This window comes from Aciditerrimonas ferrireducens (assembly GCF_023130475.1).
Lineage (GTDB): Bacteria > Actinomycetota > Acidimicrobiia > Acidimicrobiales > UBA8190 > Aciditerrimonas > Aciditerrimonas ferrireducens.
Window position 1 is genome coordinate 20,018 of sequence record NZ_JAKHEX010000001.1, and the last position, 17,970, is coordinate 37,987.

The following is a 17,970-nucleotide window of genomic DNA, read 5'->3' on the forward strand; positions in this document are numbered from 1 at the left end:
GGCTCAGCCGACGAAGGAGTCGATGGCCTTGACGAGCTTGTCCTCGACCTCGAGGTTCCAGGCGCTCTCGGCCACGTCGACCACGAGGAAGAGGTTGGAGATCAAGAGGGTCTCCACCGCGGCCACCGCCAGGTGCTCGAGCCACTTGCCCACGCCGATCCGCACGGTGAAGTCGGCCGGGCTGCCGCTCAGCATGGTGGTCATGGCTCGGTCGGCGTCCACCACCCCCCGGAGGAAGCCGCCCTTCTTGGCCTGGATGACCACCCCGTGGTCGCTGGGCTTCGAGCTCTGGACGGTGAACCCGTCGTTCTTCAAGTAGGACTCGATCTGGGACTGCAGGTTGCCCAGGTCGGTGCCCTTGCCTTGGAAGTGCAGCACCTTCTCGCCCACCATGAGGCTCTCCTTCCCTGAGCCGCGGGCCACCCCCGCGGTGCGCGGGGTGGCGCGTGGCCGGTCCCGCCCGATGAGCACCCTAGGCCCCGGCCGGGGTCCAGGTCCGGTCACCCCTGCGGCGACGGGCTGGGGGCCTGCGGCCGCCCTTGTCCGAGGGACAGGCTGGAGGCACCATGCCGGGGAGCGGCCCCGGAGGGTCCCTGCTGGCGGGGCTTCTCGGGGAGGGAGGGGTATGCGCCGACGAACTGGCTTCCTCTGGGTGGGCCTCGGGGGCGTGGCCCTCCTCCTCGCTGCCTGCGTGACGACGTCGTCCGCCGGCACGACCTCGACGGCGGCCCGCAGCCGATCGGTCGGTGCGGGAAGTGCTGCCGCGAGCTCGTCGGCTGGCGCGACGAGCAGCATGCCGGCGAGTACCGGCCCGCAGAGCGCGAGCCCGGAGCCGCCGGGGAGTACGAGTCCAGCACCGGCGAGCAGCGCGAGCGCGTCGGGCACCGTGGTGCACTCGGTTCTGACCCTCTTCACCACCGGTGGGCAGGTGGCGCCGGGCGTCACCGTGACGAACCATGCGGTGGCGCAGGAGTGCCTGACCGACGGGGTGGCCGGCGGAGACTCCTACCGGTGCTTCACCGGCCGGGTCAGTCCCGGAGGGCCGTCCTTCGTGTTCGATCCCTGCTTCGCCGCCCCCGGCCCGGGCTCCCCGCGGGTGCTCCTGTGCCCGACGAACCCCGTGCGGGACACGGCGATCGAGCTCGAGGCGTCGACCCTGCCGCCACCGACGGCGGAGCCCGCCCGGGTGTGGGCGATGGAGCTGGCCGACCAGCAGGCCTGCGTCTTCGTGAACGCCGCCTGGGGCGGCCTCGGCCCCTTCAGCTGTTCGCCCCCACCATCGGCCGCCTCGGGTGGGAGCGGCACGACCGTCGCCGACTGCCACCCGCCGGAAGGTGGCATCCCCTGGTGGCAGGCCGACTGCCAGGCCCAGGAGCAGGAGGGCAGCCCGTTCTCGGCCGTGCGGGTGCTGAGCGTGTGGGGCTGAGACCGGCCACGGCGGGCGTCCCTCGGATGGTGGGAAAACGACATCGAAGAGCGGGTCGCACCGGCGGCCCGGGCCCGTCTTCGCTCCACCGGCACGCTCGCCCCTTGAACGGGGGTGGCAGACCGGGTCCAGTTTCGGGCAAGGTCGCATCCGACACCCATTGCGGTGCGGGCGGAGCGCGCCTCGCCTCGTGTTGCATGCTCGGGTCGGCTGGTCCACGACCGCAGAGGCATCGACGATCCGCTATCGTCTTGGTGTGGTGCGTGCTGGGGGGTTGGTGAGGGAGGCCCGCCGGCGTGCCGGGTTGTCCCAGGCGGAGCTGGGCCGTCGTGCCGGGGTGGCCCAGAGCGTGGTCAGCGCGTACGAGTCCGGCGCGCGCCAGCCGTCGGTGCCGATGCTGGCTCGTCTGGTTGCCGCCGCCGGCTTCGAGCTGGACCTGGGGCTGTCCGAAGCGGCAACGGCCCGAGCGCCCCTCGGCGAGCTTGCGGAGCGGGTCCGGGATCGGCGCGTCGAGCTGCAGGGGATCCTGGCCCGCTATGGGCTGGGCAACCCCCGTCTGTTCGGGAGCGTGGCCCGCGGTGAGGAGGGCCCGGGGAGCGACGTGGATCTTCTCGTCGAGGTGCCCGAAGGGGTAGGCCTGGTGACCCTCGCACGCTGCCAGGCGGAGCTCGAGCAGCTGCTCGGTGCCCGGGTCGACCTGGTGCCCGCTGGCGACCTCAAGGCGGCGGTGGCTGCTGAGGTGCTCGGCGAGGCCGTGCCGCTTTGAGCCGCCGGGACCGTCAACGCCTCGAGGACATCGTGGTCGCCATCGACGCCATCCGCTCCCATCTCGAGCGCGGCGACCTGCACGACGGGCTCGTCTTCGACGCGGTGCGCGTCCGGCTCATTGAGGTCGGCGAAGCGGTCAAGGCCCTCTCCCAGGAGCTGCTCGCCCATGAGCCCACTCTCCCCTGGGCGCAGATCGCCGGGATGCGGGACCGTCTCGCTCACCGCTACTTCGACGCCTCGCACGCCATCGTTGCCGCCACGGTGGACGAGGATCTCCCCGAGCTCGAGGCGGCGGTGCGCCGGCTCCTCCGGATCGTGGACGACTGACAGAACCGGGTCAGCCGGGACACAGGACCAGCGGACTGCGGTTCCAGGCTCACGACGACCCGAGTGGACGCCTCAGGGATAGCCCGGCCCTCGGACTCGCGAGTTTCCGAGCCGGTGGTGGGACTCGAACCCACGACCTGACGATTACAAGTCGCCTGCGCTACCAGCTGCGCCACACCGGCCGTCAGCCGGACGTTAGCGCCGAACCGCCGGCCGGCTCGGCGCCGTGCCGTCCCCCGCCGCCGCCCTGGGCTCGGACGCTTGCCTCGGACCGGGCCCCTTGGCAGGCTGACGGACGTGGACCGGGGAGCCGAACAGGCCCGCCGGGTCCCTCGCAGGCCGGATCCTCCCCGTGGGGCCGAGACCCCTCGCCGGTCGGCCGGCGAGGGATCGTGAGCGGGGGTCGGACCGGGTCGAGGCGGGCGACACCGGCGCGGCAGCCAGCCGTCCCCCATGGCGCAGCAGGTGATCCTCAGGCACCGACCCCCCTGGTCAGCCTGCGGGGCCTGGTCCTCCTGGCCTTCGGGGTCCTCCTCGTGGCCCTCCTGCTGCCGAGCGCCAGCCGGGGCCCCCAGGGTTCGCTGCACGGCCCCCGGCTGACGACGGCGTTCCAGGCGATCACCGCCCACCGGCGGTCCACGACCCGGCGCTCCCACGCGCCCGAGCGTCGCTCCTCGGGGGCCTCGTCGAGCAGCAGGAGCGGCACGACGTCGGCGAGCAGCGCCTCGTCGGGCTCGACCGCCACCACCGGCGGTCCGGCCCCGGCCAGCGTGCACCTGCTGGTGGCCAACGGCAGCAACCAGAACGGGCTGGCGGCCCAGGTCGGCTCCTACCTGCAGGCCAAGGGCTACGGGGTGCTCACGCCGGTCACCGCCTTGACCACCGTCCCCTCGACCCTGGTCTACCCCCTGGACCCCACGGGCCAGGCGGCCCTCGGGGAGGTGCTGGCGGCCCTGGGGCTTGGCCAGGGGGCGGTGCGGACGGCTGCCGACGGGCCCCCGCCGGTCCAGAGCGCCACCGGCGCCGACCTCGTGGTGGTCTGCGGTCCGGGTCTCGCCCTGCCGGCCAGCCCGGGGTCCACGTGAGCGGGTCGCCGGGGCCCGAGCCGGCCGTCGGGGCGGCCGAGGAGGCGCTGGTCGGGCTGCTCGGGGCCGAACCGGCCCGGGCCGGGCTCCTGACGGACTTCGACGGGACCCTGGCCAGCATCGTGGCCGACCCGGCCGAGGCCCAGGCCCTGCCGGGGGTGGTGGCCACCCTCGGGGCCCTGGCGAAGCGGCTCGGCCTGGTGGCCGTGATCTCTGGCCGGCCGGCCGGCTTCCTGCTGGAACGCCTCGGGGGTGTCGGACCCCGGGTGCGGCTGGTCGGGCTCTACGGCCTGGAGGAGGCCCGGGGGGGCGTGGTCCGGCTGGCCCCGGCCTGCCAACCCTGGCTCGGCCCGGTCCGCCAGGCCACCCTCGAGGCGACCCGCCGGGCACCGGCCGGGGTGCTGGTGGAGCCCAAGGGCGCGAGCCTGACCCTCCACTGGCGGCGGGCCCCCGACCAGGAGGGGGCCGCCCGCCGGTTGGCCGAGGAGCTGGCCGGGACTCGGGGCCTGGTCCTCCAGGAGGGCCGCCAGGCGGTCGAGCTCCGACCCCCCCTGGCGGTCGACAAGGGCAGCGTGGTGCGGAGCCTGGCCGGGGACCTGCCCGCCGTGGCCTACGCCGGGGACGACCTCGGCGACCTGGCCGCCTTCGAGGCCCTCGGCGAGCTGGCCCAGGCAGGCCGCCGGGTGCTGCGGGTGGCGGTGGTGGACCAGGAGACCCCCCCGGCCCTGCTCGAGCGGGCCGACCTCGCCCTGCCCGGCCCCCCGGCCTGGCTGGCCTGCCTGCGCCACCTGGCCCGGGCCCTGGGCGAGCCGCCCGGCTGATCAGCCCTCGGCGGCCGCCAGCTGGGCGTCCAGCCAGGCCCGGGGCGGGTGGGCGAGGACCAGCGCCCGGAGCTGCTCGGCCCGCCGCTGGCGCTCGGCCGGGGACAGGGTGAGGGCGTCGGCCAGGGCGGTCGCGGTCTGGAGGACGTCGAAGGGGTTGACCACGAAGGCGGCCTCGGCCAGCTCCTCGGCCGCCCCGGCCTCCGCCGAGAGGACCAGGCTGGCGTGGCGCTCGCTCACCAGGGGCGCCTCTTTCGCCACCAGGTTCAGGCCGTCGCGGACCGGGTTCACGAGGACCACGTCGGCCAGGCGCAAGGCGGCGAGGGACCGGTCGGGGTCGTCCCGGACGTCCACCACGATGGGCTGCCAGTCCCCCGTCGCCCAGCGCTCGTTCACCGCGGCCGCGGTCTGCTCGAGCTCGGCCCGGTAGGCGAGGTACTCGGGGAGGCGCTGGCGGGAGGGGTAGACGAAGGCCAAGTGCACGAAGCGGTCCCGGAGCTCGGGGTGGAGCTCGAGGAGCAGGTCGACGGCCCAGAACCCGCGGATCACGTTCTTCGAGAGCTCGACCCGGTCGGTGCGGACCACGAGGGCCCGCTCCCCGGTGCGGGCCAGCAGGCGTTCCCCGGCCTCCTGGCAGGCGGCCGAGCGGGCCCGGGCCAGGAGCTTCTCCGGATCGGGGGCGAGCGGCGAGGCGAAGGTCCGGGGCGGGTCCAGGCCCTGGTCGCGGCAGCAGGCCTCGAAGGCCTGGGCCCAGCGACGGGTGTGGAAGCCGCAGGTCCCCCCGGCCATGCCGGCGAGCAGCTCTCCTCGGCAGTCGGCCGGCAGGACCCGCAGGACCCCGGGGTCGGCGAAGGGGGTGTGGGAGAAGTGGACGACCCGGAGGTCCGGTCGGGCCTGGCGGACCAGGCGGGGCGCGAGGGCCAGGTGGTAGTCCTGGACGAGGACGACGCCGTCCCCCGGGGCGCTGGCCGCCACCTCGTCGGCGATCAGCTGGTTGAGCCGACGGTAGGCGGCCCAGGCCTCGGGCCAGCGCTGGTCGAAGCGGGGCCGGCGGGTGAGATCGAAGAGGTGATGGTGGCAGAACCAGAGGGTGGCGTTGGAGACCAGGTCGTAGGCCAGCTCGTAGGTCGTCTCGTCGGGCGCCACCGTGCGCAGGCGGAGGTCCGGCAGGCTGAGCAGGCCCGCCGCTTGGGCGGCCCGGTCGGCCTCGGAGAGGGCGCAGGAGACCCAGGTGGCCCCGCTGCCCTCCAGCAGGTCCCGGAGGCTGCCGGCCAGGCCGCCGCCCGGCGGGGCCGGTTCGAGCGCCCCGGCCTCGTCGCGGCGAAAGGCCAGGGGGCCCCGGTTGGACGCCACCACCACGTCAGCCAGGTCCACCATGCCAGGACCCTACCGGCTCCCCTCGAGGACCCACGGTGAAAGAGCTCGCGCGAAGCGCCCCGGACGCTGAGGACCAGGGGGTTCGGGACCGGGTGGTGCTGGCCTTCGACAGCTTCAAGGGCTCTGCCGGGGCCAGCCAGCTGGTCGCCGCAGCCGAACACTCCACGGCCGAGCTGCTCGGGGGCTTCGGCCTCCGGGCGGATCCCTGCCCGCTGTCCGACGGCGGCGAGGGCTTCCTGGAGGCCCTGGCCCCCTGCGCCCCGACCTGGCACTGGCTCGAGGTCAGCGGGCCCCTCGGCCAGCCGGTCCGCGCACCCTGGGCGAGCGGGCCCCGCCTGGCCCTGGTGGAGTCGGCCCGGGCGGTCGGCCTGCCCCTGGCCGGTGGACCCGAGGGGAACGACCCCCTCGGGGCGACGAGCGCCGGGGTGGGCGAGCTGCTGGCCGCCGCCTTGGCGGCCGGGGCTCCCCGGGTGCTCGTGGGGGTCGGGGGCACGGCGTCGACCGACGGGGGCCAGGGGGCCGTGGCCGCTTTGGACGCAGCCGGCCTCGCCGACCAGGTCGCCGGGCGGGTCTGGGTGGCCTGCGACGTCCGGGTCCCCTTCCGGGACGCCGCCTGGCGCTTCGGGCCGCAGAAGGGCGCTGGCCCCACCGAGCTTGCGGCCCTGGCCGCCCGCCTGGACCAGCTGGCCGCCGGCTACGCGACGCGAGCCGGTCGGCCGATCGACCAGCTGCCCGGCAGCGGGGCCGGGGGCGGTCTCGCCGGGGGCCTCGCGGCCCTCGGGGCCCGGCTGGTCCCCGGGGCCCCCCTCGTGGGCCGCCTTCTCGGCCTGCCCGGCCGGCTGCGCCGCGCCCGGCTGGTCCTGAGCGGCGAGGGCCGCCTGGACGGCACGAGCTGGCTCGGCAAGGTGGTGGGGGAGCTGGCCCGCCTGGCCGCTCGCCGGGCCGTGCCCCTCGCCGTCCTCGCCGGTTCCCTGGCCGGCCCGGCCGAGGAGCTCGTGCCCCCGGGGCTCCGGGGCACCGTTCGGGCCTGCTGGGCCCTGAGCGACCTGGTCGGCGAGGAGGCAGCCCTGGCCGACCCGACCGGTTCCCTCGCCCAGGTGCTCCCTGGGCTCCTGGCCGACCTCCTGGCTCGGCCCTGACCCTCAGCCCAGGGGGCGGCCGGCCAGGGCGGCCCGCTGGAGGATGGTCCGGGCCACCTCCTCGGCCTGGGGGCGCAGCTCGGCGAGTGGCCGGTTGCGGTGGACCCGGCGTCCCAGGTCGACCTCGGCCAGGGCCCCGAGGCCGGCCCGGCTGGCCACGTCGATGAGCAGGGCCACCTCGACGGCGTAGCCCTCGGCGAGGCCCAGGGTCTCGAGGACCGCCCGAGGGGCCGCGGTCTCCCCGGCGAGGGGCTGGTCGACGGCGAGGAGCTCGGGGAACAGGAGCGCGAAGAGGGGCTTGGCGGTGAGCTCGGTGACCCGGCCGCCCTCCCCGGAGCGGCCCCCCAGGGTGCGGTCGTAGCGGGGCTTGACCAGCCAGACCCCCCGGTCCTCGAGGAGGGGCCGGAGGAGGCCGGCGACGACGAGGGGGTCGAACTCGCGGAGATCCGCGTCGAGGAAGACGCAGAGGTCCCCGCTCGAGGCGGCCACCCCGAGGCGCATGGCGCCGCCCTTGCCCTGGGGGCGGGGGCTGCGGACCACCTGGGCCCCGGCCTCCTCGGCCGCCCGGGCGGTGGCGTCCTGGGAGCCGTCGTCGACCACCAGGACCTCGTCGACCAGGGCCGGCACCGAGCGGCTCCCCCGCCGGAGACCCTCGAGGGCCCGGACCACCTGGCCGACCGTCGGGGCCTCGTCCCGGGCCGGGACGACCACCGAGACCCGCCGGCCGGCCTTGGCGAGGGCCAGGCGCTCGAGCTCCAGGGGGTGGCGGGGCGGGGGGTAGCGCCGGGGTCCGGGGGGCGAGGGGGCGACCTCGGGCCGCTCGGGCAGGGCGGTCACCGCACGATCTTCCCCCGCCGGTCGGTCCCGACCGCAAGCTCGCCGCCCCGGCCAGCCCGCCGGTCGAGCCCCGGTTTGCTCGCGGGCGCCGGCGCGTCCAGGATGGTGGGGATCATCCAGAGCGGCCGAGGGACGGGCCCGACGACGCCGCGGCAACCAGTGGCCAACCGCCCACGGGCGGTCCCACCAGGTGCCAATGCCCGATCGATGAGGAGGATCCCGTGGACTTCGTCACCGGGCTCCGCTGCCGGGAGTGCGGCCGGAGCTACCCCGCAGAGGCCCTGCACGTCTGCGACTTCTGCTTCGGGCCCCTGGAGGTGGCCTACGACTACGAGCGCCTCGCCGCGGCGGTGAGCAAGGAGGCCATCGCCGCCGGGCCGGCCTCCATGTGGCGCTACCGGCCCCTCCTCCCGGTCGACGACCCGAACCCCATCGACCTGGGGGCCGGCTGGACGCCCCTGGTGCGGGCCGACCGGCTGGCCGCCGAGCTGGGCCTGCGGGAGCTGTGGATCAAGAACGACACGGCCAACCCGACGGGCTCGTTCAAGGACCGGGTGGTCTCGGTGGCCCTGACCAAGGCCCGCCAGCTGGGCTTCAAGGTGGCGGCCTGCGCCTCGACCGGCAACCTGGCCAACTCGGTGGCGGCGCATGCCGCCCGGGCGGGCATGGCGTCGGTGGTGTTCATCCCCGAGGACCTCGAGCGGGCCAAGGTGGTGACCACCGCGGTCTACGGCGGCACGGTGGTGGCCGTCCGGGGCACCTACGACGACGTGAACCGGCTCTGCGCCGAGCTGACCAGCGAGCGGCCCGACTGGGCGTTCGTGAACGTGAACGTCCGGACCTACTACGCCGAGGGGTCCAAGACCCTGGCCTTCGAGGTGGCCGAGCAGCTCGGCTGGCAGGCCCCGGACCACGTCGTGGTGCCGGTGGCCTCGGGCAGCCAGCTCACGAAGGTCCGCAAGGGATTCGCCGAGCTCCACCAGGTCGGCCTGCTGCCCGAGCCGCCCGCCGTGCGGGTCTCGGGGGCCCAGGCGGCAGGCTGCAGCCCGGTGGCCCAGGCCTTCGCCGACGGCACCGACGCCATCCGGCCGGTGCGGCCCCAGACCATCGCCAAGTCCCTGGCCATCGGCAACCCGGCGGACGGCTGGTACGCGCTGCGGGCCGTCCGGGAGACCGGGGGGGCCCTGGCCGCGGTGAGCGACGAGGAGGTCCTCGAGGGCATCCGCCTGCTGGCCCGGACCGAGGGGATCTTCGCCGAGACCGCCGGGGGGGTGACCATCGCCAGCCTGGTCCGGCTGGTCCAGCAGGGAGTCGTGCGCCCTGACGAGCGGGTGGTCTGCTTCGTGACGGGCCACGGCCTGAAGACCGTGGAGGCCCTGACCGGGGTGGTCGGGCCGACCGCTACCATCGCCCCGACCCTGGAGGCCTTCGAGGAGGCCGTCGGGGCCGAGCTCGACGCCGACCGGAGGACCCGATGAGCGTGACCGTCCGCATCCCCACCCAGCTGCGCAGCCTGACCGGCGGTGCCGGCGAGGTCACCGTCGAGGGCAGCACGGTCGGCGAGGCCTTGAAGGCCCTGGACGCCGCCCACCCGGGGATCGGCGAGCGCCTCTTCGACGAGGCCGGGGAGCTGCGGCGCTTCGTGAACGTGTTCCTGGCCGAGGAGGACGTCCGGTTCCTCCAGGGCCTCCAGACCCCCGTGGCCGACGGGCAGGTCCTCTCGGTGGTGCCGGCGGTCGCCGGGGGCTGATCGTCCCAGGGTGTTGCGCTCGCGCCCCGAAGGTGGTTTGCTGTTAGCACTCAGGTAGGTAGAGTGCTAAACGCCGTGCGGGAGCACCGTCGAGAGGCGGCGCTGCCGGCGGCCGTCGGACTTCGGGAGCGACGGAGGAGCTGGGAATGCCGAAGCTGATCGCCTTCGACGAGGAGGCCCGTCGGGCCCTCGAGAGCGGCATGAACAAGCTGGCCGACGCCGTCCGGGTGACCCTCGGGCCCAAGGGACGCAACGTCGTGCTGGAGAAGAAGTGGGGCGCGCCGACCATCACGAACGACGGCGTCTCCATTGCCAAGGAGATCGAGCTGGAGGACCCCTGGGAGAAGGTCGGGGCCGAGCTCGTGAAGGAGGTGGCGAAGAAGACCGACGACGTCGCCGGTGACGGCACGACGACCGCCACCGTCCTGGCCTGGGCCATGGTCCGGGAGGGCCTGCGGAACGTGGCGGCCGGGGCCAACCCGATGTCCCTGAAGCGGGGCATCGAGGCGGCGGTCGAGGCGGCCATCGAGTCGCTGCGCTCCCAGGCCAAGGAGACCGAGGCCAAGGAGCAGATCGCCCAGGTGGCGGCCATCTCGGCCGCGGACACCGAGATCGGCCAGATGATCGCCGAGGCCATCGACAAGGTGGGCAAGGACGGGGTCATCACGGTCGAGGAGTCCCAGACCTTCGGGATGGAGATGGAGCTGGTCGAGGGCATGCGCTTCGACAAGGGCTACATCTCGCCGTACTTCGTGACCGACCCCGAGCGGATGGAGGCCGTCCTCGAGGACCCCTACATCCTGTTGGTGGGCTCGAAGATCTCGGCGGTCCGGGACCTGGTCCCGGTCCTGGAGAAGGTCATGCAGACCGGCAAGCCCCTGGCCATCATCGCCGAGGACGTCGAGGGCGAGGCCCTGGCCACCCTGGTGGTGAACAAGATCCGGGGCACCTTCAAGAGCGTGGCCGTGAAGGCCCCGGGCTTCGGGGAGCGGCGCAAGGCCATGCTCCAGGACATGGCCATCCTGACCGGCGGCCAGGTGGTCACCGAGGAGGTCGGCCTCAAGCTCGAGAACGTCGGGCTGGACCTGCTGGGCCGGGCCCGGAAGGTGGTGGTGACGAAGGACGAGACCACCATCGTGGAGGGTGCGGGCTCCGAGGCGGACATCAAGGGCCGGATCAACCAGATCAAGGCCGAGATCGAGAACACCGACTCGGACTACGACCGGGAGAAGCTCCAGGAGCGGCTGGCCAAGCTCTCCGGTGGCGTGGCGGTCATCAAGGTCGGTGCGGCCACCGAGGTGGAGCTGAAGGAGAAGAAGCACCGCATCGAGGACGCCGTGTCGACCACGAAGGCGGCCATCGAGGAGGGCGTGGTGCCCGGCGGCGGGGTGGCCCTGCTGCGGGCCCAGCAGGCCATCTTGGAGCGGGCCGAGAAGCTCGAGGGCGACGAGGCCACCGGCTGCCGGATGGTCGCCCGGGCGGTGGAGGAGCCGCTGAAGCAGATCGCCGTGAACGCCGGCCTGGAGGGCGGCGTGGTGGTCGAGCGGGTGCGCTCGCTGAGCAACCCGGCCGAGGGCCTGAACGCGGCCACCGGGCAGTACGAGGACCTCTTCGCCGCCGGGGTCATCGACGCGGCGAAGGTCACCCGCTCGGCGCTGCAGAACGCGGCCTCCATCGCGGCGCTGTTCCTGACCACCGAGGCGGTCATCGTGGACAAGCCCGAGAAGGAGCAGGCCCCGGCGATGCCCGGCGGCGGCATGGAGGACTTCTGAGCCGACCATCGGGCGGCCCGGGTCTCCGGGCTGGCTGGTTCGACTGGAGGGGCGTCCGCGAGGGCGCCCCTCCGGCGCGTCCGTAGACTGCCGGGCATGGCAGACGAGACGGCTGCGATCGGCCCGCTGACCCCGGCCGAGGGCCTGGGGGTCCTGCACCTGTTCTGTCGGCTCGGTGCCGCGGCCGACCCCGACGCCCTCCAGCAGGCCACGGCGGCCCTGGAGGAGGCCGGCGACCAGGTGGTGCCCGTGGCCCTCCTCGGCCACAAGGCCGACCTGGGCCTCATGGCCATCAGCCGGGACCTCCGGCGGCTCCGCTGGCTCCAGGGCCGGGTCGAGCGGGCCGGCTTCGACGTCCAGGGCTCCTACGTCTCGTTGACCGAGGTCAGCGAGTACGCGGCCGGGATCCCCGCGGCGATGCGGCAGGCCCGGCTCTATCCCCAGCTGCCCCCGGCCGGCAAGCCGGCGTTCTGCTTCTACCCCATGTCGAAGCGCCGGGGGGAGTCCCGGAACTGGTACGCCCTGGAGTACGAGGAGCGCCGGGCCCTCATGTACGGCCACGGCCGGGTCGGCCGCCGGTTCCACGGCCGGGTCCTCCAGCTCATCACCGGTTCGACCGGCCTGGACGACTGGGAGTGGGGGGTGACCCTGTTTGCCGAGCGGCCCGACGACCTGAAGGCCTGTGTCTACGAGATGCGCTTCGACCCGGCCTCGGCCCACTACGCCGAGTTCGGTCCCTTCTGGACCGGCATGGTGGGCAGCCTGCCCGAGGTGCTGGCCCTCTGCGCCGGCGAGGGCAGCGTGCCCCTGGACCTGCCGGCGGCCGAGGCCGGGGCGGCCGGGGACGCCACGCTGACCGACCTCCCCGTCGGCTCCCCGCAGGGCTCGTGAACCCCCTGGCCGGTCCCGGCCTGCTCGCGACCGGGCAGTCCCCGCGGCACGGCCCCGGCGCCCCGGAGGTCCCGGCGCCGCTCGGGCGAGCCTGGGCGAACCTCGAGGAAGTGCTCCGGGCCACGGGCCCCTTGGTGGTGGCCCTGAGCGGCGGGGTGGACTCGGCGCTGTTGGCGGTGGCTGCCCGGCAGGTCCTGGGCCGGGACGCGGTGCTGGCCGCCACCGCGGTCTCCCCGTCCCTGGCCTTCGAGGAGCTCCTCGCCGCCGCCCGCCTGGCCGCCCGCCACGACCTGGCCTGGTGCCAGGTGGCGACCTTCGAGCTCGAGGACCCCCGCTACCAGGAGAACCAGGCCGACCGTTGCTACCGCTGCAAGACCGCCCTGCTGCGGGGCCTCGCACCCCTGGCCCGGGCCCGGGGGGCCACGGTGGCCCTCGGGGTCACTCGGGACGACCTCGGCGACTACCGGCCCGGCCAACAGGCGGCGGCCGAGCGGGGTGCGCGCTTCCCCCTCTTGGAGGCCGGGTTCCACAAGGCTGAGGTCCGGGCCCTGGCCCGTGCCCTTGACCTGGAGGTCTGGGACAAGCCGGCCGCTCCCTGCCTGGCCTCCCGCCTGCCCTACGGCACCCCGGTCACCCTGGGGCGCCTGCGGGCCGTCGAGGACGCCGAGCGGGGCCTGCGGCACCTCGGCTTCCGGGAGGTCCGGGTCCGCCACCACGGGACCCTGGCCCGCCTCGAGCTCCCCGAGGCCGACCTGCCCCGGGCCCTGGCCGAGCGGGCCGCGGTGGTGGCCGCGGTGCAGGCCGCCGGGTTCCGGGACGTCACCTTGGACCTCCAGGGCCTGCGGTCGGGCAACCTGAACGCGGCCCTCCGCCTCGAGGGGAGGGGCGGCCGGTGATCGTGCTCCGCCTTCGCCTCACCTTCCCCGAGGAGCTGGTCCGCCAGCCCATCGTGGCCCTCTTGGCCCGGGACCACGGGGTCCTGGCCAACATCCGGCGAGCCAACGTCGACGAGCACGAGGGCTGGATCGTCTGCGAGCTCTCCGGCGAGCCGGCCGACCTGGAGGCCGCCGTGGCCTGGCTGAAGGACCAGGGGGTGCGGGTCGACCCGCTCGGCGACCTGGTCGAGAGCTAGCCGGGGGAACCTGGCCGCCCGGGCCCCGAGCCCGCCTCCGCCTCGGGGTCGCCCCGCCAGATCGGCCGTCGGGGCCGGTCGAAGAGGACCTCGACCGGTTCCCCCCGCAGGGCCCGGAAGACGTGGGGCCCCCAGCGTTCGGCCCCGGCCAGGGGCGAGGGCAGCCGGTCGGGGCTGAACCAGCCCAGGTCGGCGACCTCCAGGGGGTGGGGCCGCAGCTCGCCCCCGACGGCCCGGCAGTGGAAGACCAGGGAGTAGAAGGCCATGCGGGTGAACCCCAGCCGGAGCCCGTCGAGCAGGGCGATGAGGCGGAGTGGCTCGACCTCGATGCCGGTCTCCTCCAGGACCTCCTTCACGACCACCTCGGCAGGGGAGTAGCCCACGTCGCACCAGCCGGTCGGGTAGAGCCAGACACCCGAGTCGGCCCGCTTGATGAGCAGCAGCTCGCCCCGCTCGTTGCCCACCGCGGCCCCCACGGCCACCTTCGGGGTGACGTAGCCCGGGATGCCCTCGCCGACCGAGTCCAGCCACTCCTCGACCACGCCCTCGGCGTCCTCGGCCCCCGCGGCCCCGGTCTCGGCCGCCACCCGGATGTCGGCGGCGACCCGCAGGACCTCCTCGAAGCGTTCCCGCTCGTAGAGGCTCCGGGTGAACCCCAGCCCGGTGCGGGCGATCCCGGCGAGGGTCTGGCTCCAGCGCAAGAGCTGGCGGGTGCTGACCGGGGGCCGCCCGTCGGGCTCGGCGGGCACCCGGGCTGGCCGGCCCTCCTCCGGCTCGGCCGCCCCAGCCGGCAGGCCACCTGGCTGGTCCACGACCCGACGCTACCGTACCGATCGGTCCGCTGAGCCAGAATGGGACGATGGCCGTGCTCGCCGACTGTCGGCACTACGTCATGCAGACCACCGGGCGGGGCGAGAAGCTGGAGCGGTGCCGGGTGGAGGCCAACGGGCAGCTGCCGTTCAGCTGCCCGGAGGGCTGCCTCTTCTACGAGCCCCGTCGGGTCTCCCAGGCCGGCTGGCACGTGGCTCCCCAACCGGAGGATCCGGGGCAGGACTGAGCAGCGCCGGGGGCGAGAGCGGTGGCGCCGGCCCCACCCCGCCGGCCTCCCAGAAGTCCAGCAGGGCCTCTGCGTTCCGCCGGCCGACGGCCAGGAGCTCCTCGGTGTGGGAGAAGTCGTCGTAGCGAGCCGGCGGCTGGAGGTCGACGGTGCAGAGCAGCAGCTCGACCTCGGGCGGGACCAGCTCCAGCTCCCGCAGGAACCGGGCGTGGACGGCGATGAAGAACCCGGTGAGCACGGCGTCGACCGGCCGGCGCAGCGACGGCGGGCCGAACTCCATGGGGCCACAGAGCAGCACGACGATCCGCCGGCAGCCGTCGGCCACCGCCCGGCCGATCGGGACGTTGTCCACCACGCCCCCGTCCACCAGGGGCTCGCCGTCGATGGTCACCGGGGGCAGCAGGGCCGGGATGGCCGCCGAGGCCAGCAAGGCCTCCACGGCCGGGCCCCGCTCCAGCCAGCGGGCCTGGCCGTCTCGCAGCGAGGTGGCCACCACGGCCAGCGGGACCGTGGCGTCCTCCAGGCGCCGGAAGACCAGGGCGCTGTCGATCACCCGCCGCAGCCCCTCGTTGCCGTGCACCGCCGCCCGGGCCTGGAAGAACCGCAGGGGGGCCGGCACCCGGCCGGGCGGGAAGACGTCCTCCCCCCGCAGCTCCCGCCAGACCGCCTCCAGCTGGGCCATCCCCGTGGCGGTCGGCAGCCCGGCGTAGCCGGCGCCGTTGATGGCCCCGACCGAGGCCCCGTAGACGCGGTCGGCCCGGATCCCCCGGGCCACGAGGGCCTGGAGCATGCCCACCTGCACCGCCCCCCGGGCCCCGCCGCCGGCCAGCACGAAGGCCGTCGAGGCCCGCCCGGGCCGCAGGCCACTGAAGCGCCGCCGGCTCGGCAGGACCAGGCCTGGTCGCTGGGTGGCGGCCAGGAGCCCCGGACGCCGGGTCCCGGCGGCCGCCCCCCCCTCGGGCTCGTCTCGCCGGGCCGGCACGCCGTGCCCTTCAGCGTCGGCGCTTCGATCCCGAACCACCGCCACCACCACGGCGCCGTCCCCCTTGGCTCCGGGACCCGCTCGGCCGGGACCCTCGGGATGGCGAGCTGCCGCTCGGTCGGTGCGCCGCCACGGCCCGCTGCGGGCGGGGGCGGGCGAGCTCCTGGGCCTCTGGGCGAGCCTCCGCCCGGTCCTGCTGTCGCGTCTCCTCGACGAACCGGGCTCGGGCCGCCCGGTCCCGGCGGACCGCGCCCCGGACGATCAGGACGCTGGCCAGCACGATGGCCACCACGAAGACGCCGAAGACCGCGTCGAACAGGGCGCTCACCGGCCCGGACCCCACCCTGGCGCCCGCCGGGTCGCCGCCCGCCGCCTCGGCGGTCCCGGCCAGCGTCCGCTCGACGAACCCACCCCGCCAGGGTACTGCGGCCCCCAGGGCCGACCCTTGGGGCTGGCCCAAGGGGCCGACCCTGCGGCTGGCCTTGGAGCGAGCTGCTGTCACAGCCGCCGGGCACCATGCGGTCCATGGCGCACCCCGAGAGCCATCCACGCCGACGGCACGACGCTCGGACCCCTGGCGAGCCGGCGGGGACCCGCTGGTCCGACCTGGGGCACGGTCCCGAGGACCTGGCTCGCCTCCTGAGGGGTGGGTCGGGTCGCCGGCCGCTGGTCGACCGGTCCTGGACCCTCGGGCTCCGGGAGCGGCTGGAGGACGTGGTGGCGACCGAGGCTTTCCCAGGGGTCGGCGACCCGAGGGGGCCATGGGTGCTGGCCGGGGAACGCGCCCCGCTCGATGCCCTGCTGGGGGTGCTCTGGCGGCAGTGGGTCGTGGCCGGCCCGCCGGCCGATCCCTGGGAGGAGGGCCTGGCGGGGCTGGTCGCCAGCGGCGAGGGGCGGGCGGCCGAGACGCTCCGGGCGCTGCGGGGCGGGGCAGCGGCCCGGGCGCGAGCCGCGGTGGCGGCCTCGGCGGCGACGCTGGCCCGGCTCGGCACCGTGGATCCCCGGTGGGACCCCCATCCGGGGGAGCGGCTGGTGGGGGCACTGGGCGGTGGGCGGGTGCTGGTGGTGAGCGAGATCGACCTCGGGCTGGGCCGGCCGGCGCGGACCCGGGCGAGCCGCTGCCTGGTGACGGTCGGGGCCTTTGGGCCGACGGCCCAGGCGGCTCGGTCGCTCCGGCGCGCTGCGCTCCTCGAGGCGCTGCGGAGCGGGGCGGCACCGTTCCAGGTCGTGGGGATCGCCCTGGCGAGCCGGGAGGCGTGGGCGTGGCCGGTCGACCGGGTCCTGCTCGGGCGGGCCCTCGCCGAGCTCGTCGCGGAGCTCAGGGCCCGACGGCGCCGGCTGGCCCGGCTCGGGGGCCCAGCGGCGGTGGGGGAGGTGGCATGGACGCGGGCCGCCTGACGGTCCTGCCGAGGGTGCCGGTGGAGGCGGACGGGCCGAGCCGCCTGACCCGGCTGCTGCTCGGCCCCTACGGGCGAGCCGACCTGGGCCCGAGCACCCGGGTCGCGGTCGAGGCAGCCCTGTGGGAGGCGATCGACCCGGTCCTCGCCGGCCGGTCCGCCACCTGGCGCCACCCCGGGGGCAGCGGCTCGGGCCCCGCGCTCCAGGGCGACGCCAGCTGGCTCGCCGGGGGCGCGTCGGGCGGGCGCCAGGGGTCCCCCGGGGGTCGTGGTCTTCGCCAGCCGATCGCTCGGGAGGCCCTGGCGGCGTTGGTCGAGGGCACGTGGGCCAGCCCGCTCGAGGCGGTCCGGGTGGTGGCGGCGCGGGCCGCGGCTCAGGCGGGCGAGGACCCCGAGGGCAGCCCGTGGTGGGCGGGCTGGCTGCGTCGAGCCGCCCCGGGTGAGGCGGCAGCGGCCCTGGCGGCGGCCACGACCTGGACCAGCACCCTGTGGGAGGGGATCCGGTGGGACGAACTGGCCGGGCGGGTCCGCGTCGTGACCCGGGGGCAGCGCTGGCGGGGGCAGGGGCCGGTGAGCCTGACCCTGCGGGCCCGTGCCGACCTGCGGGTGCAGGGCGAGGGGGGCGTGGGCCTGCTCGTGGCCCAGCCCGGGGCAGCCCCCGAGGCCTGGGCGACACGGCTGGGGGCCCCGGCGCTGGTGGCGGCCTTGGCCGGCGAGCCAGGGGACGTCCCGGCTTGGGTCGTGGGCTGGTGGCCGGAGGCCGGGCAGCTCCGGGTGGTGACGGTGGACGAGGCGCAGCTGGTGGCCTGCGCCCGCGCCGTGGGCCAGGGGGTGGCTCGGCTGCTGACCGAGACGGACCGGGCGACGAGCGGGCACCGCCGGGTGGGTCGAGGGGCTCGGGGAGGCGCCCCCGGGTGCTGAGGACACGGTTTGCTACGCTCCGCCGCCGTGCTCGAGACCGGCTCCCGCCTGGTGGGTGGGCACGAGCCGGTCGGGCCGGTGCCGGTGCCATTGTCTACCAGACGACGCGGCGCCCACCGGCGAGCCGCGGGGCCTGGCTGGTCAGTGCCCTGGCTGACCCTCGGGGTCTTCCTCGTCTACTGCGGCGTCGCCCTGGCCGCCTACTGGCCGATCCTGCTGGGGGACAGCCGCTTCGTGGCCGGGTACGGGGGCGACCCCGAGCAGCAGGTGTGGTTCTTGGCCTGAACG

Annotated in this window: 21 protein-coding genes, 1 tRNA gene and 1 riboswitch; of the genes, 15 read left to right on the forward strand and 7 right to left on the reverse strand. The window is 75.6% G+C overall.

All coding sequences use genetic code 11. The features are described from left to right. Positions 1–3 precede the first annotated feature (3 nt). Positions 4–393, reverse strand: coding sequence for a hypothetical protein (locus Acit_RS00090; protein ID WP_248104917.1), 390 nt, complete (start codon positions 391–393; stop codon positions 4–6). Between the two features lie 496 nt (positions 394–889). On the opposite strand from Acit_RS00090, the gene Acit_RS00095 reads away from it, so the two are divergent. The 3 genes from Acit_RS00095 (at position 890) to Acit_RS00105 (ending at position 2,521) form a co-directional block, all read left to right on the forward strand. Beyond that, entirely contained in the window at positions 890–1,426 is a 537-nt protein-coding gene (locus Acit_RS00095; protein WP_248104918.1) for a hypothetical protein, read from the forward strand. 259 nt (positions 1,427–1,685) lie between these two features. Next, on the forward strand, positions 1,686–2,192 hold the full coding sequence (locus tag Acit_RS00100) for a helix-turn-helix domain-containing protein (protein WP_248104919.1): 507 nt from the start codon (positions 1,686–1,688) through the stop codon (positions 2,190–2,192). Next, positions 2,189–2,521: a HepT-like ribonuclease domain-containing protein gene (locus tag Acit_RS00105; protein WP_248104920.1), complete on the forward strand. Its 333-nt coding sequence runs from the start codon at positions 2,189–2,191 to the stop codon at positions 2,519–2,521. The genes Acit_RS00100 and Acit_RS00105 overlap by 4 nt, the downstream gene beginning before the upstream one ends. Positions 2,522–2,630: 109 nt before the next feature. Here the strand turns inward: Acit_RS00105 and Acit_RS00110 are convergent. Next, positions 2,631–2,703: transfer RNA gene (locus Acit_RS00110), tRNA-Thr, on the reverse strand. A gap of 210 nt (positions 2,704–2,913) precedes the next feature. Between Acit_RS00110 and Acit_RS13325 the strand changes: the two genes are divergently transcribed. Together Acit_RS13325 and otsB are read left to right on the forward strand one after the other, a co-directional pair. Continuing rightward, positions 2,914–3,606, forward strand: a complete 693-nt coding sequence (locus Acit_RS13325) for a LytR C-terminal domain-containing protein (protein WP_248104921.1) — start codon at positions 2,914–2,916, stop codon at positions 3,604–3,606. Next, the gene (gene otsB / locus Acit_RS00120; RefSeq protein ID WP_248104922.1) at positions 3,603–4,427 is read left to right on the forward strand and encodes a trehalose-phosphatase; all 825 of its coding nucleotides are present in this window, start codon (positions 3,603–3,605) and stop codon (positions 4,425–4,427) included. The genes Acit_RS13325 and otsB overlap by 4 nt, the downstream gene beginning before the upstream one ends. Here otsB and Acit_RS00125 read toward each other — a convergent pair whose 3' ends face one another. Then, positions 4,428–5,804 carry an alpha,alpha-trehalose-phosphate synthase (UDP-forming) gene (locus Acit_RS00125; protein WP_248104923.1) on the reverse strand — a complete coding sequence of 459 codons (1,377 nt, stop codon included), beginning with the start codon at positions 5,802–5,804 and terminating at the stop codon, positions 4,428–4,430. It abuts the gene before it with no gap. Between the two features lie 35 nt (positions 5,805–5,839). Here Acit_RS00125 and Acit_RS00130 point away from each other — a divergent pair, with 35 nt between their 5' ends. Next, a complete protein-coding gene (locus tag Acit_RS00130) occupies positions 5,840–6,943 on the forward strand; it encodes a glycerate kinase (protein ID WP_248104924.1) in 1,104 nt (367 codons plus the stop codon). Between the two features lie 3 nt (positions 6,944–6,946). Here the strand turns inward: Acit_RS00130 and Acit_RS00135 are convergent, their stop codons facing one another. Then, complete coding sequence (locus Acit_RS00135; RefSeq protein ID WP_248104925.1) at positions 6,947–7,780, reverse strand: glucosyl-3-phosphoglycerate synthase; 834 nt, start codon at positions 7,778–7,780, stop codon at positions 6,947–6,949. Between the two features lie 109 nt (positions 7,781–7,889). After that, positions 7,890–8,000, forward strand: a riboswitch (SAM riboswitch). A 1-nt stretch (position 8,001) separates the two neighbouring features. Here Acit_RS00135 and Acit_RS00140 point away from each other — a divergent pair. The 6 genes from Acit_RS00140 to Acit_RS00165 all read left to right on the forward strand — a co-directional run bounded on the left by Acit_RS00140 (position 8,002) and on the right by Acit_RS00165 (position 13,325). Beyond that, positions 8,002–9,258 carry a threonine synthase gene (locus Acit_RS00140; protein WP_248104926.1) on the forward strand — a complete coding sequence of 419 codons (1,257 nt, stop codon included), beginning with the start codon at positions 8,002–8,004 and terminating at the stop codon, positions 9,256–9,258. After that, entirely contained in the window at positions 9,255–9,530 is a 276-nt protein-coding gene (locus Acit_RS00145; protein WP_248104927.1) for a ubiquitin-like small modifier protein 1, read from the forward strand. The genes Acit_RS00140 and Acit_RS00145 overlap by 4 nt, the downstream gene beginning before the upstream one ends. Positions 9,531–9,676: 146 nt before the next feature. Continuing rightward, the gene (gene groL, locus Acit_RS00150; RefSeq protein WP_248104928.1) at positions 9,677–11,302 is read left to right on the forward strand and encodes a chaperonin GroEL; all 1,626 of its coding nucleotides are present in this window, start codon (positions 9,677–9,679) and stop codon (positions 11,300–11,302) included. 96 nt (positions 11,303–11,398) lie between these two features. After that, positions 11,399–12,193, forward strand: a complete 795-nt coding sequence (locus Acit_RS00155) for a chlorite dismutase family protein (RefSeq protein ID WP_248104929.1) — start codon at positions 11,399–11,401, stop codon at positions 12,191–12,193. After that, a complete protein-coding gene (gene larE, locus Acit_RS00160; RefSeq protein ID WP_248104930.1) occupies positions 12,190–13,089 on the forward strand; it encodes an ATP-dependent sacrificial sulfur transferase LarE in 900 nt (299 codons plus the stop codon). The genes Acit_RS00155 and larE overlap by 4 nt, the downstream gene beginning before the upstream one ends. After that, complete coding sequence (locus tag Acit_RS00165) at positions 13,086–13,325, forward strand: NIL domain-containing protein (protein WP_248104931.1); 240 nt, start codon at positions 13,086–13,088, stop codon at positions 13,323–13,325. The genes larE and Acit_RS00165 overlap by 4 nt, the downstream gene beginning before the upstream one ends. Here the strand turns inward: Acit_RS00165 and Acit_RS00170 are convergent. From Acit_RS00170 to Acit_RS00180, 3 genes are all read right to left on the reverse strand, one after another. Beyond that, positions 13,322–14,137: an NUDIX hydrolase N-terminal domain-containing protein gene (locus Acit_RS00170; RefSeq protein ID WP_248104932.1), complete on the reverse strand. Its 816-nt coding sequence runs from the start codon at positions 14,135–14,137 to the stop codon at positions 13,322–13,324. The genes Acit_RS00165 and Acit_RS00170 overlap by 4 nt on opposite strands. A 147-nt stretch (positions 14,138–14,284) precedes the next feature. Next, positions 14,285–15,364 (reverse strand): patatin-like phospholipase family protein, encoded by a 1,080-nt coding sequence (locus Acit_RS00175; protein ID WP_248104933.1) that lies wholly within the window; start codon positions 15,362–15,364, stop codon positions 14,285–14,287. Between the two features lie 10 nt (positions 15,365–15,374). After that, positions 15,375–15,824: a hypothetical protein gene (locus tag Acit_RS00180; protein ID WP_248105314.1), complete on the reverse strand. Its 450-nt coding sequence runs from the start codon at positions 15,822–15,824 to the stop codon at positions 15,375–15,377. A 65-nt stretch (positions 15,825–15,889) separates the two neighbouring features. Between Acit_RS00180 and Acit_RS00185 the strand changes: the two genes are divergently transcribed. The 3 genes from Acit_RS00185 to Acit_RS00195 are packed head-to-tail and all read left to right on the forward strand — an operon-like array spanning position 15,890 to position 17,967. Continuing rightward, a complete protein-coding gene (locus Acit_RS00185; protein WP_248105315.1) occupies positions 15,890–16,762 on the forward strand; it encodes a hypothetical protein in 873 nt (290 codons plus the stop codon). After that, positions 16,744–17,682 carry a hypothetical protein gene (locus Acit_RS00190; protein ID WP_248104934.1) on the forward strand — a complete coding sequence of 313 codons (939 nt, stop codon included), beginning with the start codon at positions 16,744–16,746 and terminating at the stop codon, positions 17,680–17,682. The genes Acit_RS00185 and Acit_RS00190 overlap by 19 nt, the downstream gene beginning before the upstream one ends. A gap of 27 nt (positions 17,683–17,709) precedes the next feature. Then, a complete protein-coding gene (locus tag Acit_RS00195) occupies positions 17,710–17,967 on the forward strand; it encodes a hypothetical protein (RefSeq protein ID WP_248104935.1) in 258 nt (85 codons plus the stop codon). Positions 17,968–17,970: the final 3 nt, after the last annotated feature.

Bases quoted from the DNA above. Each gene is read 5' to 3' on its own strand.
- groL (WP_248104928.1), top strand. From the start codon at position 9,677: ATGCCGAAGCTGATCGCCTTCGACGAGGAGGCCCGTCGGGCCCTCGAG.
- Acit_RS00185 (WP_248105315.1), top strand. From the start codon at position 15,890: ATGGCGCACCCCGAGAGCCATCCACGCCGACGGCACGACGCTCGGACC.
- Acit_RS00155 (WP_248104929.1), top strand. From the start codon at position 11,399: ATGGCAGACGAGACGGCTGCGATCGGCCCGCTGACCCCGGCCGAGGGC.
- Acit_RS00145 (WP_248104927.1), top strand. From the start codon at position 9,255: ATGAGCGTGACCGTCCGCATCCCCACCCAGCTGCGCAGCCTGACCGGC.
- Acit_RS00125 (WP_248104923.1), bottom strand. From the start codon at position 5,804: ATGGTGGACCTGGCTGACGTGGTGGTGGCGTCCAACCGGGGCCCCCTG.
- Acit_RS00190 (WP_248104934.1), top strand. From the start codon at position 16,744: ATGGACGCGGGCCGCCTGACGGTCCTGCCGAGGGTGCCGGTGGAGGCG.
- Acit_RS00090 (WP_248104917.1), bottom strand. From the start codon at position 393: ATGGTGGGCGAGAAGGTGCTGCACTTCCAAGGCAAGGGCACCGACCTG.